The following is a 17,587-nucleotide window of genomic DNA, read 5'->3' as shown; positions in this document are numbered from 1 at the left end:
TTCACTCTGAAGTTTTCTTGTGTTCGCAGTAAAGATGGTGGAGCTATGCGGGATCGAACCGCAGACCTCCTGCGTGCAAAGCAGGCGCTCTCCCAGCTGAGCTATAGCCCCATCGTTTGCAACCTCTTCAAATTTGCTTCGCAAATTTGGTAGGCCTGAGTGGACTTGAACCACCGACCTCACCCTTATCAGGGGTGCGCTCTAACCACCTGAGCTACAAGCCTGTAGAGGTTTTTACTGCTGTTTTTCATCAGACAATCTGTGTGAGCACTACAAAGGCAGGTTCTTTAAGGTAAGGAGGTGATCCAACCGCAGGTTCCCCTACGGTTACCTTGTTACGACTTCACCCCAGTCATGAATCACAAAGTGGTAAGCGCCCTCCCGAAGGTTAAGCTACCTACTTCTTTTGCAACCCACTCCCATGGTGTGACGGGCGGTGTGTACAAGGCCCGGGAACGTATTCACCGTAGCATTCTGATCTACGATTACTAGCGATTCCGACTTCATGGAGTCGAGTTGCAGACTCCAATCCGGACTACGACATACTTTATGAGGTCCGCTTGCTCTCGCGAGGTCGCTTCTCTTTGTATATGCCATTGTAGCACGTGTGTAGCCCTGGTCGTAAGGGCCATGATGACTTGACGTCATCCCCACCTTCCTCCAGTTTATCACTGGCAGTCTCCTTTGAGTTCCCGGCCGGACCGCTGGCAACAAAGGATAAGGGTTGCGCTCGTTGCGGGACTTAACCCAACATTTCACAACACGAGCTGACGACAGCCATGCAGCACCTGTCTCACAGTTCCCGAAGGCACCAATCCATCTCTGGAAAGTTCTGTGGATGTCAAGACCAGGTAAGGTTCTTCGCGTTGCATCGAATTAAACCACATGCTCCACCGCTTGTGCGGGCCCCCGTCAATTCATTTGAGTTTTAACCTTGCGGCCGTACTCCCCAGGCGGTCGATTTAACGCGTTAGCTCCGGAAGCCACGCCTCAAGGGCACAACCTCCAAATCGACATCGTTTACGGCGTGGACTACCAGGGTATCTAATCCTGTTTGCTCCCCACGCTTTCGCACCTGAGCGTCAGTCTTTGTCCAGGGGGCCGCCTTCGCCACCGGTATTCCTCCAGATCTCTACGCATTTCACCGCTACACCTGGAATTCTACCCCCCTCTACAAGACTCTAGCCTGCCAGTTTCGAATGCAGTTCCCAGGTTGAGCCCGGGGATTTCACATCCGACTTGACAGACCGCCTGCGTGCGCTTTACGCCCAGTAATTCCGATTAACGCTTGCACCCTCCGTATTACCGCGGCTGCTGGCACGGAGTTAGCCGGTGCTTCTTCTGCGGGTAACGTCAATCGACAAGGTTATTAACCTTACGCCTTCCTCCCCGCTGAAAGTGCTTTACAACCCGAAGGCCTTCTTCACACACGCGGCATGGCTGCATCAGGCTTGCGCCCATTGTGCAATATTCCCCACTGCTGCCTCCCGTAGGAGTCTGGACCGTGTCTCAGTTCCAGTGTGGCTGGTCATCCTCTCAGACCAGCTAGGGATCGTCGCCTAGGTGAGCCGTTACCCCACCTACTAGCTAATCCCATCTGGGCACATCTGATGGCATGAGGCCCGAAGGTCCCCCACTTTGGTCTTGCGACGTTATGCGGTATTAGCTACCGTTTCCAGTAGTTATCCCCCTCCATCAGGCAGTTTCCCAGACATTACTCACCCGTCCGCCGCTCGTCACCCGAGAGCAAGCTCTCTGTGCTACCGCTCGACTTGCATGTGTTAGGCCTGCCGCCAGCGTTCAATCTGAGCCATGATCAAACTCTTCAATTTAAGTTTGATGCTCAAAGAATTAAACTTCGTAATGAATTACGTGTTCACTCTTGAGACTTGGTATTCATTTTTCGTCCGAGGACGTTAAGAATCCATGTCACTTTGAGTGCCCACACAGATTGTCTGATAAATTGTTAAAGAGCAGTTGCAACGCGGCTTTCAGCTCACCGTTGCGAGGTCCCGTATAATACGTTTTCCTCATTCAGAGTCAAGCCCTTATTTTGCTTTTCTCTGTCAGTTTTTAGCGCTGAACTTCACCGCTAAAATCCTGCTGACCCGGCGGCTTGCTTGCCGTTGTTCCGTGTCAGTGGAGGCGCATTATAGGGAGTTCTGAGACGTTGACAAGCCCTGTTTTCAAAAAATTATTCAACCGTCTCTTTTTTGTGCAAAACGCCCTTAGAGCGGTAATTTTTCCAGCGTCGAGAAGCCATAGCGACGCAGAACGGGTAAAAGCTGTTCTGTTTCTGCCGTCAGCGCCATGCAGAATGCTTTATTCTCGTCGCTGGACTTCGCATCCGGCGCTTCATGCTCTAACAGCCAGGCGGTGCGACGGGCAATCGCCGCGCCAGAATCGATCAGCCGCGTGCCTTCCGGCAGAACGCGCTGCAGCTCCTCCTGTAAAAGAGGAAAATGGGTGCAGCCCAGCACCACCGTATCCGGCGGCTCCTGCATCCGCAGCCACGGGCGCAGGATACGGCGCAGCTCTTCTAACGGCACAGGCTCGCCGTGCAGCTTCGCTTCCGCCAGCTCCACCAGCTCCGCCGACCCCAGCATTTCAATCCGACATTCATTGGCAAAGCGGTCGATCAGCTCACGGGTATAAGGACGCTTTACGGTACCGCGCGTCGCCAGCAGGCCAACAATGCCGTTCGCCGTTAAACGGGCGGCGGGCTTGATCGCCGGCACCACGCCAACGACGGGGAAAGCGAACTTTTCACGCAGGGCAGGCAGGGAGACGGTACTGGCGGTATTGCAGGCGATCACCGCCAGCGCCAGGGGATAACGCTGCTGGACAGCGGTGACGATTTCCACAACGCGCTCAACGATAAACTCCTCGCTCTTCTCGCCATAGGGGAAGGCAACGTTATCGAAAGCATAGATGTAATGCAGATTCGGCAGCAGCTGCCGAATCTCATTATAAACCGACAACCCACCGACGCCGGAATCAAACACCAGCACGGTGGGACGTGGATCAGAAGGTGTAGCTGCCAGACAAGGTGTATTCCCGTCCTGCAGATTGGTAGCCATAAACTGTCTCGTAATCTTTATCGAACAGGTTGGCTATTTTACCACGAACTGTCAGGTGTGAGGTGACGGGATACGATAAACCGACATCCCAGAGGCTCAACCCACCCATATTGACGGTACGCGAGTTGTCGTAGTCATAATCGTAACGCTTGCCGATGTAGTGATACGTCACATCCCACCCCAGATCGTAGACCTGGCCGTTCAGCTCGTATTTCACCTGCTGCTTCGCCCGGCGATAGAGGATCTTATTGGTTTCATCATCGCGAGGGTCAACATACTGCAGCGTCAGATGGTGCTCCACCGGCCCGGTGGTTATATTCCCCGTCCACTCGAGCCCCTTAATCGTTGCCGACTTGACGTTGTAATAGGCGTTGTTGTCGTAATCGATGAGGTTTTGAATCTCATAGCGATACGCGGAGAGGCGCCAGTCGACCGGCCCCGTTAACCCTTCAAGGCCCGCTTCCCATTGCTTCGACTCCTCTGGCTTCAGATTCGGGTTAGAGGCGATGCCAAAGCGTTCTGCGCCGTACTGCTGCCCGAGGGAGGGGGCGAGGAATCCTGTGCCGTACGAGAGCGTTGTCCGATAACCGTCGATAAATTCCCAGCCTGCGGCCGTCTGCCAGGTACCGTGCCAGCCAAACTGCTCGTCATGATCCTCACGGCCGGAAGCTTCCAGCGTCACGCTGTCAATCTGCTGCTGTCCCGTCAGATAAAGACCGGTGGTGTCACGCTTATACACGTCGGTACTGGTCGTTCCGCTGGATTTCAGCTTCTCTTGTTTCCAGTCAACGCCGCCGCTCACTGCCCCATGGCCTACCACAACATTATTTCCCCACTGGATATAGCGCTGTTCCATATCATCCAGGGTGGTGCCCGCGGCATAGCGGCCAGCGTCGCTGCTGTAGTTGTAATCTTTGATGCGCTGATAGTTAGCAATCAGCTGGGAGGAGTAAATTCCGGAGTGGTAGTGCAGACCGGTATCCCAGGATTGGGTATAGGATTGATCTTCATCGTTTCCACCTGCGTAGCCCCAGTTACCCTGGTCATAGTCAGCGTTGGCGGAATAACCATAGCCGCGGAAGAACCCCGAGAAGTTGTCATCGAACTGATGCTGTACCCCGCCCCACAGCATTTTATTGCGGTAGCCGTCGCGATCGCTGTCGCCGCTGTAAGAGGAATTCGGCTGGACGTTAAACCCTTTGGTGGTCTGATAGGCGCCAGCAGCGGTAACCAACGTATCGCCAAACCGCTTGTTAAAGGCGCCGTCATAGGACTGATAGCCGTTCGTACCCGCGCCGGCGTTGATCTGCGAACGCTCAGCGTCGGTCATGGTGATGATGTTCACCACCCCGCCGATCGCTCCGGAGCCGTACACCGCGGAGCGCGGGCCGCGGATGTATTCCACCCGCTGGACCAGTGAGATAGGGATCTGACTGATATCTACGCCGTTGGAGATCCCAGGACGCGCCATCGGCACACCGTCGATCAGCACCAGCACGTGGCGAGCCTCCGTCCCCCGGACATACAGCGAAGCACTCTGCCCCATGCCGCCGTTGCGGGAAATATCAACCCCGGGAAGACGACGCATCACATCGTTTAAATCTTTGGACTGCCAGCGGTCGATATCATCGCGCGTCACAATGTCGGTCGGCGCCAGCACGGTATTGACCGGTTGTTGAAAACGGTTTGCTGTCACCACTAACGTATCTGAATTGCTATCCTGCGCCCAGCCGGAAAATGCCGTGACGGATAAGGCCGTCATCAGCGAAGCTTTTTTAATCATTGTAAAAGCATCCGAAACAGAAAAAGGATGCCGCAGGTTTTATCATTTGCTCGCGACGATAAAACCCAGTGCGACGTATTCCGGCAGGTCTTCGGGCTTGGAGGCTGTTTCAAGAAATAATGACTTCCCACGGCTAGCCGCAGTGTCTGCACCGAGTGCGCTCATTTCTCACCTTCCTTACCGCTGCGCGTCAGCCCCAGATTTCCACTGGGTTCCCTTTTAACTCACAGGACCGGTAGGCGAATGCTACAATTAGACTCATATAGATGTCCAGACTGCTAATTATATTTCCCGCCACATTCGAGGCTGGACATCCCCGGCGCTTTCCCTACAATCCCCGCGTACTTATTTTATTCAGGATGCATCATGACCCCCGAACACCTTCCTACCGAACAATACGAAGCGCAGCTGGCAGAAAAAGTCGTCCGTTTGCAAACCATGATGGCGCCTTTTGCCGCGCCGGTTCCGGAAGTGTTTCGTTCGCCGGTCAGCCACTACCGCATGCGCGCCGAGTTCCGTCTGTGGCACGATGGCGACGATCTGTACCATATTATTTTCGATCAGCAGACCCGGTCGCGGATTCGCGTTGACAGCTTCCCGGCCGCCAGCGCGCTGATCAATCAGCTGATGACCGCCATGTTGGAGGGCGTACGCAACAATCCCGTGCTACGCCAGAAGCTGTTCCAGATTGACTATCTGACCACCCTCAGCAACCAGGCGGTCGTGTCGCTGCTGTATCATAAAAAGCTGGACGATGCCTGGCGTGAGCAAGCGGAGGCGCTGCGTGACGCCCTGCGAGCCCAGGGGCTCAATGTGCATCTGATTGGGCGGGCGACCAAAACCAAAATCGAGCTCGATCAAGACTATATAGATGAACGCCTGCCGGTTGGCGGGCGGGAGATGATCTACCGTCAGGTGGAAAACAGCTTTACCCAACCGAACGCGGCCATGAACATTCAGATGCTGGAGTGGGCACTGGATGTCACCAAAGGGGCGACTGGCGACCTGCTGGAATTGTACTGCGGCAACGGTAACTTCTCGCTGGCGCTGGCACGTAATTTCGATCGCGTATTGGCCACCGAAATCGCCAAACCGTCGGTGGCGGCGGCGCAGTACAACATCGCCGCTAACCATATCGACAACGTGCAGATTATCCGCATGGCGGCGGAAGAGTTTACTCAGGCGATGAACGGGGTGCGGCAGTTCAACCGGCTGCAGGGTATCGATCTGCATAGCTATCAGTGCGAAACCATCTTCGTCGATCCACCGCGCAGCGGGCTGGACAGCGAGACGGAAAAAATGGTGCAGGCCTATCCGCGTATTTTGTACATTTCGTGCAACCCGGAAACGCTGTGTCGCAATCTGGAAACGCTAAGCCAGACGCACAACGTTACCCGGCTGGCGCTGTTCGACCAGTTCCCGTATACCCATCACATGGAGTGCGGCGTCCTGCTGACCCGCAAATAGGCCCAAAAAAACCGGCAACGTCATATTGCCGGTTTTTTTACCACTGGCGGCTTACTCGGCTGCGGTATCTTTGCGGTTACGCATCTTGTAGCCGATCCAGAAGACCATCGCGACGGACAGAACGGCCGGGAAGAAGTTAGAACCGATATCCGGGTACTCCGCACGCACGACGGTGCTGTACAACAGCACCCCGAGAATAAAAAAGGCGGCGGCCAGGCCCGGTAGCCCAACGGGCATACTGCGATTCTGATAGCGCTGATGCAGACAGTAGACCGTCAGCAGCAGGGATAAAATGGGGAAGACGGAAAACGGAACTATCGAACTGAACAGCGCCGCAAAGGCGCCATTAATGGATAACCCGGCAATCAGCGCCAGCAGCAGCGTACCTTTATCTTGAACTGAGTGTTTCATTGCTCGTCCTTCACGTTATTCGGAATGATGTGACATTTTTTCTTGTTCACGGCGATACCAGTAATACGCGCCTTTCGAGATCATTCGAAGCTGCAGTACCAACCGTTCCTCCAGCTGCCGGCGCTGCTCAGGGCCGACATCCAGCGCTTCCGCGCCAGCGCTAAAAACGATGGTGACCATAGCTTCAGCCTGCGCTTCGGTAAAGGCGCGCGGCATATGGTTTTCGAGTTCTAAATAGTCGGCGAGTTCCGCAATAAAGTGCTGGATCTCGCGTGCGACGGCGGCGCGAAACGCCGCAGAAGTTCCCGAGCGCTCGCGCAGCAGCAGGCGGAAGGCGTTCGGGTTGTTACCGATAAATTCCATAAAGGTGGAGACCGAGGTGCGGATCACGCTGCCGCCTTTGGCTATCCGCTGGCGCGCCTGGCGCATCAGCTGGCGCAGCATCAGTCCGCTCTCATCGACCATCGTCAGGCCCAGCTCATCGACGTCGCGAAAATGACGATAAAAGGACGTCGGCGCGATCCCTGCTTCCCGGGCCACTTCACGCAAGCTCAGGCTGGCGAAACTCCGCTCAGCGCTAAGTTGACTGAATGCCGCTTCCACCAGCGAACGGCGGGTTTTTTCTTTTTGTTGTGCTCTTACGCCCATCACGATGTATGAATCCTTCCAATAGCCCTGCTGGCACTATACCAGAGATTAAAACTAATCGGTTTGCCCTGGATTGTGAATGATTGTTTACGAGCCGTTTCTGCTTTTATGCTGCAAAAAAGCACAACGATAATTGGGTTAAAGCGCAGCGAATGTTATCATCGTGTTTATTTTATGTATAAAACAGGTGAGTAATGCCATGTCACACTCTTGGGATTATGATGCAATAGTGATTGGTTCCGGTCCTGGCGGGGAAGGCGCCGCCATGGGACTGGTGAAACAGGGAGCACGCGTTGCCGTCATCGAGCGCTACCATAATGTCGGCGGCGGTTGCACCCACTGGGGCACCATCCCGTCGAAAGCCCTCCGCCATGCCGTCAGCCGTATTATCGAGTTTAACCAAAACCCCCTCTACAGCGACCACTCCCGCCTTCTTCGCTCTTCTTTCGCCGACATCCTTAACCATGCCGACAGCGTCATCAACCAGCAGACTCATATGCGCCAGGGATTCTATGAGCGCAACCACTGTGAAATTCTGCAGGGCAATGCCCACTTCGTGGATGAGCATACTCTGGCGCTGGAGTGCCATGACGGCACGGTCGAGACTGTGACCGCGGAGAAATTCGTTATCGCCTGCGGATCGCGCCCCTACCATCCGGCGGATGTCGATTTCCACCACCCGCGCATCTATGACAGCGATTCGATTCTCAGCCTGCAGCATGAGCCGCGCCATGTGATCATTTACGGCGCCGGGGTGATCGGTTGTGAATATGCGTCGATCTTCCGCGGCATGGAGGTGAAGGTCGATCTGATCAACACCCGCGATCGTCTGCTGGCCTTCCTCGATCAGGAGATGTCAGACTCGCTCTCTTATCACTTCTGGAACAGCGGCGTGGTTATTCGCCACAACGAGGAGTATGAGAAAATTGAAGGGGTGGATGACGGGGTGATCATGCACCTGAAGTCCGGCAAAAAGCTGAAGGCCGATTGCCTGCTGTACGCTAACGGCCGCACCGGCAACACCGACACCCTGGCGCTGGAAAATATCGGTCTGCAGACCGACAGCCGCGGTCAGCTGAAGGTCAACAGCATGTATCAGACCGCCCTCCCGCACATCTATGCGGTTGGCGATGTCATCGGCTATCCAAGCCTGGCTTCTGCCGCTTACGATCAGGGACGCATTGCCGCCCAGGCGCTGGTGAAAGGCGAAGCCTCAGCGCATCTGATTGAAGATATCCCGACCGGGATCTATACCATTCCGGAAATCAGCTCCGTCGGGAAAACCGAGCAGCAGCTGACGGCGATGAAAGTGCCGTATGAGGTGGGCCGCGCCCAGTTTAAACACCTGGCGCGGGCGCAAATCGTCGGTATGAGCGTTGGTACGCTGAAGATCCTGTTCCATCGTGAAACCAAGGAGATCCTTGGCATTCACTGCTTTGGCGAGCGCGCGGCCGAAATTATTCATATCGGCCAGGCGATCATGGAGCAGAAAGGCGGTGGCAACACCATTGAGTACTTCGTCAACACCACCTTTAACTACCCGACCATGGCGGAAGCGTACCGGGTTGCCGCGCTGAACGGCTTAAACCGCCTGTTTTAACGCCTTGTCGAAATGGCCATCCATCGTGCCGCGGATGGCCTCCGCCAGATGTTCATAGCGGCTGCGCAGCGGGGAGCCTGGACGATAAACCAGACCGATGGTGCGTCTTGGCTCTGGCTTAATGCACGGCAGGTAGACTACGCCATCGCGTTTTCTCTCCTGCGGCACCGCCAGCGCCGGCAGCAGGGTAATGCCGCTGCCTGCCGCCACCATATTGCGCAGCGTTTCCAGGCTGGTCGCGCGGAAGTGGGTATCCTCATCCGCCCCCGCTTCAAAGCAGAAGCCCATCGCCTGATCGCGCAGACAGTGGCCATCCTCCAGCATCAGCAGCTTTTCACCGGCCAGATCCGACATCGGCACCCGATCGCGGTTCGCCCACGGATGATCTTCATAGATAGCCAGCATCATCGGCTCATCGAACAGCGGCACCTCGATAAAGGCCTCGCTCTCTTTGACCAGCGCCAGGATGGCGCAGTCGAGCTTACCGCTGTCGAGCTGAGCCAGCAGCTGATGGGTCTGCGCTTCGTGCAGATACATTTCCAGCTTCGGGAAGGTCTGATGCAGCATCGGAATGATGTGCGGCAGCAGGTACGGGCCAATTGTCGGGATCAGGCCGATATGCAGCGGCCCGGACATGGTTTCCCCTTGTTGGCTTGCCATTTCCTTGAGCACTTTTACTTCGCGTAACACGGTACGCGCCTGATCCACCAGCAACAGCCCCGCCTGGGTAAACAGAACCTTACGGCTGGTGCGCTCCAGCAGCATGACGCCAAGCTCATCCTCCAGCTTGCGGATCTGTCCGCTGAGCGTCGGTTGGCTCACATGGCATGAGTCAGCCGCCCGCCGGAAGTGGCGGTGTTCGGCGAGCGCTACCAGGTATTCAAGATCGCGAATATTCATTATTCATCCTCCATCGCCACGATAGTCCATGGCGATAGATAGCATAGCAACGAACGATTATCCCTATCAAGTTTTCTGTTCAATAATACGCCCATAAAGACGGTCTACCTGTGAAAATCACTGACCCGTCACACTGTTTCTCTACCCGAACAACTAAAGCCAACGTGAACTTTTGCGGACCTTGCGTCCGCTTTTTTTTGCATAAAAAACCCGGCGTCGCTGGGCTTGGCCGGGTCAGGGAGGGCAGATATCTAAGGATTAGCTTAAACGAGCCTTCGCCTCGTTGATAGCCTGGGCTACCTGCTGCGGCGAGACGCCGCCTTTCGCTGCGCGTTTCTCGAGGCAGGACTGCAGCGACAAGATCGGATACACATCGTCCGCAATCACCGGGCTGAATTTCTGCAGATCGGCCAGGGTCAGCGCTTCCAGCGGTTTCCCTTGCGCAATGGCTTCCACTACCGCTTCACCGACAATATGGTGCGCCTCGCGGAACGGTACGCCTTTCGCCACCAGATAATCCGCCAGCTCAGTGGCGTTGGCATAGCCCTGCTGCGCCGCTTCCGCACAGCGCGGGCGTTTTACCTGAATGCCGTCCAGCACCAGGGCCGCCATATGCAGGCAGTCGAGCCAGGTATCCAGGGCGTCGAAAAGCCCCTCTTTATCTTCCTGCATGTCTTTGTTGTAGGCCAGCGGCAGTCCTTTCAGCGTCATCATCATGCCGGTCAGCGCACCCTGCACGCGGCCGCATTTGCCACGGATAAGCTCCAGGGCGTCCGGGTTTTTCTTCTGCGGCATCAGCGAGGAGCCGGAGGTCACGCGGTCGGAAAGCTCGACGAAGTTCGCCTCGCCGGAGTTAAAGAAAATCAGATCTTCCGCAAAGCGCGACAGATGCACCATACCGATAGCCGCATCGGAAAGCAGCTCCAGCACATGATCGCGATCGGACACGCTGTCGAGGCTGTTACGGGTGGCGGAGGCAAAGCCCAGCCAGCCGGCCAGCTGCTCGCGGTCGATCTCATACGCCGTCCCCGCCAGCGCGCCGCAGCCCAGCGGGCTGACGTCGAGGCGCTTCAGCGCGTCCTGCAGACGGCTTTCGTCACGCGCCAGCATTTCAACGTAGGCCAGACACCAGTGCGCGAAGGTCACCGGCTGGGCGCGCTGCAGGTGGGTGTACCCCGGCATTACCGCGTCCTGATTCTGCTGGGCGGTCTCCACCAGCGCGCTCTGCAGCTGGCGGTTCGCCGAGAGCAGTTCGACAACGGTATCTTTGCACCACAGTTTAAGATCGGTGGCGACCTGGTCGTTACGGCTGCGCCCGGTGTGCAGTTTCTTGCCCAGCTGGCCCACTTTATCGATCAGCTTGCCTTCCACCCAGCTGTGAATATCTTCGGCATCGCTGGCGAGGATTTGCTGCGGATTGGCGCGCACCTCTTCCAGCAGCACGTTCAGCGCTTCTTCCAGCTGCTGCTGTTCAGCGGCACTCAGAACGCCGACCGTTACCAGCGCTTTCGACCAGGCGACAGAGCCAACGATATCCTGCTCCGCCAGACGATAGTCGAAGCGCAACGAGTCGTTGAACTGTTTGAACCGTTGATCTGCTGCCTGTGTAAAACGCCCGCCCCAAAGTGCCATAACATGCTTCCTTTATTCGTTAGTTCCGCCGGCGGCATTGTGCCGCCCGGCCTACGGTCTTGTAAGCCCGGCAGACGACGCGCCGCCGGGCATGAAATCTTAAGCCAGAATACGTGTGCCGATCGGCGTGCCGTTAAATAACGCCGGCAGCTGCTCGGCGTGACGCCAGGAGGCGATATCCACCGGACGACCCAGAGCACGTGCGGCGTCAAGGGCCGCATTCACTTTAACAATCATGCCGTCGGTGATAATCCCCTGCTCGATCAGCTGCTCCGCTTTCTCGGCGGTCATCTCGGCAATGCGCTGCCCTTTACCGTCGAGGATACCGCTAACGTCAGACAACAGGATCAGATCCGCCCCCAGGGTAGCCGCCAGCGCCGTCGCCGCCTGGTCAGCATTGACGTTCATCAGCTGGCCCTCATCGGTCACGCCGATAGAGCTCACCACCGGCAGGTAACCGCCCGCCAGCAGGGTGTTGATCAGCGTCGGAGAGCCCGGCTGCGCCAGCCCGACATGGCCCAGCTCAGCATCCAGCTGCGTCACCTTCACGCTATCGCCATCGCCGAGGAACAGGCCGACAGAGGCCAGACCGTGCTTTTTCGCCCACGCCAGCAGCGTCTTGTTAGCGGTTCCCGCCAGCGCGCCGGTGATGATGTCGATTTGCTCAGCCGGCGTCACCCGCAGACCATTTTTCTTCTGCACCGGCAGATTGAGCTGCTTCATCAGCTCATCCACCACGCAGCCGCCGCCGTGGACGATAATCAGCGGACGCTGGTGCGCTTCACGGTAATTGACCAGCGCGGTAAACAGACGCTCCAGCGCTTCTTCGCTATCGAGTAATACGCCGCCGAGTTTGATAATTAATGGGTTCATCATCACACCTTAAATAAGAGACTGCGTCTCAGCGAAGCCGAAACGAATATTCGCGCACTGCACCGCCTGCGCTGCGGCGCCTTTCAGCAGGTTATCTTCTGCCGCGACGACGATGAGATGATCGTCCTGCACGGCAAAACCGATATCACAGAATGGCAGACCTTCGACGCTTTTCACTGCGGGCACGCCTTTATCATATAAACGTACCAGCGGTTTATCGGCGTAAGCCTGCTGGTAAACCGCCGCGATCTGCGCATGGCCAACGCCCGGCTTCAGGCGGCAGGTAATGGTTTCCAGAATACCGCGTTTAAAATTACCCAGGTGCGGGGTAAAAATTACCTTTGCCCCGAGGTGGCTGGCAATCTCCGGCTGATGACGATGGTTAAATATGCCGTACGGCTGCAGGCTGACTTCACAGAAGCTGTTGCCGATCGCGGCTTTGCGTCCCGCGCCGCTCACCCCGCTGGTGGCGTTGATCACTGGCCACTGGTTGAGATCCAGCAGACCGGCATCGATCAGTGGCTTCAGCGACAGCTGCGCCGCCGTCGGGTAGCAGCCAGGCACCGCGATTAACTGCGCTTCTTTAAGCGCATCCGCGCTCCACTCCGCCAGACCATACACCGCCTGTTTGAGCAGCTCGGGATGCTGATGAGTGAAACCATAATATTTTTCGTAGAACGCCCCATCGTTAACGCGGAAGGCACCGGAGAGATCGAACACCACGCAGCCGGCGGCAAGGAACTGCGGCGCCAGATCGTGACTCACTTCGTGCGCGGTGGCGAGAAACACCACGTCCACGCCAGCGCTGAATTCGCTGATATCGGACATCGGCTGCAGCGGCATATCGACAATGCCTTTGAGCTGCGGATGCAGGTCGGAAATTAATTTTCCCGCATCATTGCTTTGCGCGGAGACCGTCAAAGCGGTTATGTTCATATGCGGATGACGATTGATATAGGTCACCAGCTCTGCGCCGGCATAACCACTGGCACCCACAATCAGCGTATTTAACATTGGAAGCGCATCTCCTTACATTCGATGGGTTTTCTTACGCTCAACGATATTGTATTTTTATTCACAATAAATGCATGAATATTGATACTATCACGACCCAAGGTGTGTCAACAATGAAAAACAATTTACCGCCCTTTATCGAGATCTACCGCGCGTTGATCGCCACACCGTCCATCAGCGCGACCGAAGAGGCTCTCGATCAGAGCAATGAGTCTTTAATCAATTTGCTGGCCGGCTGGTTCCGCGATCTCGGCTTCAACGTCGAGGTACAGCCGGTGCCGGATACGCGCCATAAATTCAATCTGCTGGCCAGCACCGGACACGGCGCCGGCGGCCTGCTGCTCGCCGGGCATACCGATACCGTGCCGTTCGATGATGGCCGCTGGACGCGCGACCCGTTCACCCTCACCGAACACGATAACAAACTCTACGGCCTCGGCACGGCCGATATGAAAGGCTTTTTCGCCTTTATTCTCGACGCCCTGCGCGATGTCGACGTCACCACGCTGAAAAAACCGCTGTATATTCTGGCCACCGCCGACGAAGAGACCAGCATGGCTGGCGCGCGCTATTTTGCCGAAACCACCCAGCTGCGCCCGGACTGCGCCATCATCGGCGAGCCCACCTCCCTGCAGCCAATCCGCGCCCATAAAGGACATATGTCCAACGCGATCCGTATTCAGGGCCAGTCCGGCCACTCCAGCGATCCGGCGCGCGGGGTCAACGCGATCGAGCTGATGCACGACGCCATCGGCCGGATTATGCAGTTGCGCGATCTGCTTAAAGAGCGCTATCACTTCGAGGCGTTTACGGTCCCTTACCCAACCCTCAACCTGGGCGCTATCCATGGCGGCGATGCCTCAAACCGTATCTGCGCCTGCTGTGAACTGCATATGGATATCCGCCCGCTGCCGGGGATGACCCTAAACGATCTTAATGGTCTGTTGGGCGAGGCGCTGGCCCCGGTCAGCGAACGCTGGCCGGGCCGCCTGACGTTCTCTGAGCTGCATCCGCCGATCCCCGGCTACGAGTGCCCGCCGGACCATAAGCTGGTGCAGGTGGTCGAGAAACTGCTTGGCGCGCAGACCGACGTGGTGAACTACTGCACCGAAGCGCCGTTTATCCAGACGCTGTGTCCGACGCTGGTTCTCGGCCCGGGCTCCATCAATCAGGCCCATCAGCCTGACGAGTTTCTGGAGACGCGCTTTATCAAGCCGACGCGGGAGCTGATTAGCCAGGTGGTCCACCACTTCTGCTGGCACTAAAATCGCCCTCTTTTTCCGCCCCGTTCTCCCGGGGCGGAACGGTGACGATCGTCACATTTCCATAAGCGATGCTTATCCAGCGCCCCCTGAGTTAAATTTCGCAAATTACGGGTATTTACTCGTTTGCTGAAGCGATTTCGCAGTAATTGACGTGGGGGTATTTACGTGGCTTTATAAAAGACGGGTTGCTTATCCGTTGCTCACGTTCCAGCGCAGCGGATATAACAAAATAAAATGAGATGGGGTGTCTGGGGTAACATGAACGAACAATATTCCGCATTGCGTAGTAATGTCAGTATGCTCGGCAAGGTGCTGGGCGATACCATCAAGGATGCATTGGGAGAAAATATTCTTGATCGTGTCGAAACTATCCGTAAGTTGTCCAAATCTTCACGCGCCGGCAACGAAGCTAACCGCCAGGAGCTGCTGACCACGCTGCAGAATTTGTCTAACGACGAACTGCTGCCGGTAGCCCGTGCCTTCAGCCAGTTCCTGAATCTGGCTAACACCGCTGAGCAGTACCACAGCATTTCGCCGAATGGCGAAGCGGCCAGCAATCCGGAAGTCATTGCGCGTACCCTGAGAAAGCTCAAAGACCAACCCAATCTCAACGAAGAGACCATCAAAAAAGCGGTGGAATCTCTGTCCCTGGAGCTGGTGTTAACCGCCCACCCGACCGAGATCACCCGCCGGACGCTGATCCATAAAATGGTGGAAGTGAACAACTGCCTCAAGCAGCTGGATAACAAAGATATCGCGGACTACGAGCACCACCAGCTGATGCGCCGTCTGCGCCAGCTGATCGCCCAGTCCTGGCATACCGATGAAATTCGTAAGCACCGCCCTTCCCCGGTCGATGAAGCCAAATGGGGCTTCGCGGTGGTGGAAAACAGCCTGTGGGAAGGGGTGCCTAACTACCTGCGCGAGCTGAACGAACAGCTGGAAGCCAACCTCGGCTATCAGCTGCCGGTGGACTTTGTCCCGGTGCGTTTCACTTCGTGGATGGGCGGCGACCGCGACGGCAACCCGAACGTGACCGCCGATATCACCCGCCACGTGCTGCTGCTCAGCCGCTGGAAAGCGACCGACCTGTTCCTCAAAGACGTGCAGGTGCTGATCTCCGAGCTGTCGATGGTGGAGTGTACCGACGAGCTGCGCGCCCTGGCTGGCGCCGAGGGCGCTCAGGAACCGTACCGTTATCTGATGAAAAAACTGCGCTCTCAGCTGATGGAGACCCAGGCCTGGCTGGAAGCGCGCCTGAAAGGCCAGAAGCTGCCGAAACCGGCGGGACTGATCACTCAGAACGAGCAGCTGTGGGAGCCGCTGTACGCCTGCTATAAATCGCTGCAGGCCTGCGGCATGGGCATTATCGCCAACGGCGAGCTGCTCGACACCCTGCGCCGCGTGAAGTCTTTCGGCGTACCGCTGGTCCGTATTGATATTCGTCAGGAAAGCACCCGCCATACCGAAGCGCTGGGTGAAATGACCCGTTACCTCGGGATCGGCGACTACGAAAGCTGGTCGGAAGCCGACAAACAGGCTTTCCTGATCCGCGAACTGAATTCCAAACGTCCGCTGCTGCCGCGCCAGTGGGAGCCAAGCGAAGAGACGCGTGAAGTTCTCGACACCTGCAAGGTGATCGCCGAGGCGCCGCGCGGATCGATCGCTGCCTACGTGATCTCGATGGCGAAAACGCCGTCCGATGTGCTGGCGGTTCATCTCCTGCTGAAAGAAGCCGGGATTGGCTTTGCTCTGCCGGTGGCCCCGCTGTTCGAAACGCTGGATGACCTCAACAACGCCAACGACGTCATGACCCAGCTGCTGAATATCGACTGGTACCGCGGCTTTATCCAGGGCAAGCAGATGGTCATGATCGGCTACTCTGACTCCGCTAAAGATGCCGGCGTGATGGCCGCCTCCTGGGCGCAGTACCAGGCGCAGGACGCGCTGATCAAAACCTGCGAAAAAGCCGGTATTGAACTGACGCTGTTCCACGGTCGCGGCGGCTCTATCGGCCGCGGCGGCGCGCCGGCCCACGCCGCGCTGCTCTCGCAGCCGCCGGGAAGCCTGAAAGGCGGCCTGCGCGTTACCGAGCAGGGCGAGATGATCCGCTTTAAGTACGGCCTGCCGGAAGTCACCATCAGCAGCCTGTCGCTGTATACCAGCGCCATTCTGGAAGCCAACCTGCTGCCGCCGCCGGAGCCGAAAGCAGAATGGCGCGACATCATGGCCGAGCTGTCCGACGTGTCGTGCAAGATGTATCGCGGCTACGTGCGTGAAAACAAAGATTTCGTCCCTTACTTCCGCTCTGCGACCCCGGAGCAGGAGCTGGGCAAACTGCCGCTGGGTTCGCGTCCGGCAAAACGTCGTCCAACCGGCGGCGTCGAGTCGCTGCGCGCCATTCCGTGGATCTTCGCCTGGACCCAGAACCGCCTGATGCTGCCGGCCTGGCTGGGCGCTGGCGCTGCGCTGCAGAAGGTGGTCGAAGGTGGAAAACAGAGTGAACTGGAAGCCATGTGTCGCGACTGGCCGTTCTTCTCTACCCGCCTCGGCATGCTGGAGATGGTTTACTCGAAGGCCGACCTGTGGCTGGCGGAGTACTACGATCAGCGCCTGGTGAAGCCGGAGCTGTGGGCGCTGGGTTCCGAGCTGCGCAAGCTGCTGGCTGCCGATATCAACGTCGTGCTGGCCATCGCCAACGACTCCCATCTGATGGCCGACCTGCCGTGGATCGCCGAGTCTATCCAGCTGCGTAATATCTATACCGACCCGCTGAACGTCCTGCAGGCGGAACTGCTGCACCGTTCACGCCAGGCTGAAGAAGAGGGCAAGGACCCGGATCCGCGCGTTGAACAAGCGCTGATGGTCACCATCGCCGGCGTCGCCGCCGGTATGCGTAACACCGGTTAATCTA

General features: G+C 57.1%; 12 protein-coding genes and 1 rRNA gene. 4 read left to right on the top strand and 9 right to left on the bottom strand.

Annotation, left to right across the window (positions count from 1 at the left end; translation table 11 throughout):
* Positions 1 to 298: 298 nt before the first annotated feature.
* The 3 genes from KPHS_r00220 to KPHS_01080 all read right to left on the bottom strand — a co-directional run bounded on the left by KPHS_r00220 (position 299) and on the right by KPHS_01080 (position 4,863).
* A 16S ribosomal RNA gene (locus tag KPHS_r00220) occupies positions 299 to 1,825 on the bottom strand.
* Positions 1,826 to 2,228: 403 nt separating this feature from the next.
* A complete protein-coding gene (locus KPHS_01090; RefSeq protein ID YP_005224409.1) occupies positions 2,229 to 3,011 on the bottom strand; it encodes a glutamate racemase in 783 nt (260 codons plus the stop codon).
* 13 nt (positions 3,012 to 3,024) lie between these two features.
* On the bottom strand, positions 3,025 to 4,863 hold the full coding sequence (locus KPHS_01080; RefSeq protein YP_005224408.1) for a vitamin B12/cobalamin outer membrane transporter: 1,839 nt from the start codon (positions 4,861 to 4,863) through the stop codon (positions 3,025 to 3,027).
* Between the two features lie 366 nt (positions 4,864 to 5,229).
* On the opposite strand from KPHS_01080, the gene KPHS_01070 reads away from it, so the two are divergent.
* Positions 5,230 to 6,330, top strand: coding sequence for a tRNA (uracil-5-)-methyltransferase (locus KPHS_01070; protein YP_005224407.1), 1,101 nt, complete (start codon positions 5,230 to 5,232; stop codon positions 6,328 to 6,330).
* Between the two features lie 51 nt (positions 6,331 to 6,381).
* Here KPHS_01070 and KPHS_01060 read toward each other — a convergent pair whose 3' ends face one another.
* Together KPHS_01060 and KPHS_01050 are read right to left on the bottom strand one after the other, a co-directional pair.
* A complete protein-coding gene (locus KPHS_01060; protein YP_005224406.1) occupies positions 6,382 to 6,741 on the bottom strand; it encodes a YijD family membrane protein in 360 nt (119 codons plus the stop codon).
* A gap of 15 nt (positions 6,742 to 6,756) precedes the next feature.
* Entirely contained in the window at positions 6,757 to 7,392 is a 636-nt protein-coding gene (locus KPHS_01050) for a fatty acid biosynthesis regulator (RefSeq protein ID YP_005224405.1), read from the bottom strand.
* 262 nt (positions 7,393 to 7,654) lie between these two features.
* Here KPHS_01050 and KPHS_01040 point away from each other — a divergent pair, with 262 nt between their 5' ends.
* Positions 7,655 to 8,989: a soluble pyridine nucleotide transhydrogenase gene (locus tag KPHS_01040; RefSeq protein ID YP_005224404.1), complete on the top strand. Its 1,335-nt coding sequence runs from the start codon at positions 7,655 to 7,657 to the stop codon at positions 8,987 to 8,989.
* Here KPHS_01040 and KPHS_01030 read toward each other — a convergent pair.
* From KPHS_01030 to KPHS_01000, 4 genes are all read right to left on the bottom strand, one after another.
* Positions 8,972 to 9,889: a DNA-binding transcriptional regulator OxyR gene (locus tag KPHS_01030; RefSeq protein YP_005224403.1), complete on the bottom strand. Its 918-nt coding sequence runs from the start codon at positions 9,887 to 9,889 to the stop codon at positions 8,972 to 8,974. The genes KPHS_01040 and KPHS_01030 overlap by 18 nt on opposite strands.
* 258 nt (positions 9,890 to 10,147) lie before the next feature.
* Positions 10,148 to 11,521, bottom strand: coding sequence for an argininosuccinate lyase (locus tag KPHS_01020; RefSeq protein YP_005224402.1), 1,374 nt, complete (start codon positions 11,519 to 11,521; stop codon positions 10,148 to 10,150).
* Positions 11,522 to 11,620: 99 nt separating this feature from the next.
* Entirely contained in the window at positions 11,621 to 12,394 is a 774-nt protein-coding gene (locus tag KPHS_01010; protein ID YP_005224401.1) for an acetylglutamate kinase, read from the bottom strand.
* Positions 12,395 to 12,403: 9 nt separating this feature from the next.
* Positions 12,404 to 13,408: an N-acetyl-gamma-glutamyl-phosphate reductase gene (locus tag KPHS_01000; protein YP_005224400.1), complete on the bottom strand. Its 1,005-nt coding sequence runs from the start codon at positions 13,406 to 13,408 to the stop codon at positions 12,404 to 12,406.
* 113 nt (positions 13,409 to 13,521) lie between these two features.
* Here KPHS_01000 and KPHS_00990 point away from each other — a divergent pair, with 113 nt between their 5' ends.
* Together KPHS_00990 and KPHS_00980 are read left to right on the top strand one after the other, a co-directional pair.
* Positions 13,522 to 14,673, top strand: coding sequence for an acetylornithine deacetylase (locus KPHS_00990; RefSeq protein ID YP_005224399.1), 1,152 nt, complete (start codon positions 13,522 to 13,524; stop codon positions 14,671 to 14,673).
* A gap of 258 nt (positions 14,674 to 14,931) precedes the next feature.
* A complete protein-coding gene (locus KPHS_00980; protein ID YP_005224398.1) occupies positions 14,932 to 17,583 on the top strand; it encodes a phosphoenolpyruvate carboxylase in 2,652 nt (883 codons plus the stop codon).
* Positions 17,584 to 17,587: the final 4 nt, after the last annotated feature.

This window comes from Klebsiella pneumoniae subsp. pneumoniae HS11286 (genome assembly GCF_000240185.1).
GTDB classification, from domain to species: domain Bacteria; phylum Pseudomonadota; class Gammaproteobacteria; order Enterobacterales; family Enterobacteriaceae; genus Klebsiella; species Klebsiella pneumoniae.
This window is presented reverse-complemented; position numbering and strand designations above follow the sequence as displayed.

Bases quoted from the DNA above. Each gene is read 5' to 3' on its own strand.
- KPHS_01020 (YP_005224402.1), bottom strand. From the start codon at position 11,521: ATGGCACTTTGGGGCGGGCGTTTTACACAGGCAGCAGATCAACGGTTC.
- KPHS_00980 (YP_005224398.1), top strand. From the start codon at position 14,932: ATGAACGAACAATATTCCGCATTGCGTAGTAATGTCAGTATGCTCGGC.
- KPHS_01030 (YP_005224403.1), bottom strand. From the start codon at position 9,889: ATGAATATTCGCGATCTTGAATACCTGGTAGCGCTCGCCGAACACCGC.
- KPHS_01010 (YP_005224401.1), bottom strand. From the start codon at position 12,394: ATGAACCCATTAATTATCAAACTCGGCGGCGTATTACTCGATAGCGAA.
- KPHS_01040 (YP_005224404.1), top strand. From the start codon at position 7,655: ATGGGACTGGTGAAACAGGGAGCACGCGTTGCCGTCATCGAGCGCTAC.
- KPHS_00990 (YP_005224399.1), top strand. From the start codon at position 13,522: ATGAAAAACAATTTACCGCCCTTTATCGAGATCTACCGCGCGTTGATC.
- KPHS_01000 (YP_005224400.1), bottom strand. From the start codon at position 13,408: ATGTTAAATACGCTGATTGTGGGTGCCAGTGGTTATGCCGGCGCAGAG.
- KPHS_01060 (YP_005224406.1), bottom strand. From the start codon at position 6,741: ATGAAACACTCAGTTCAAGATAAAGGTACGCTGCTGCTGGCGCTGATT.
- KPHS_01080 (YP_005224408.1), bottom strand. From the start codon at position 4,863: ATGATTAAAAAAGCTTCGCTGATGACGGCCTTATCCGTCACGGCATTT.
- KPHS_01070 (YP_005224407.1), top strand. From the start codon at position 5,230: ATGACCCCCGAACACCTTCCTACCGAACAATACGAAGCGCAGCTGGCA.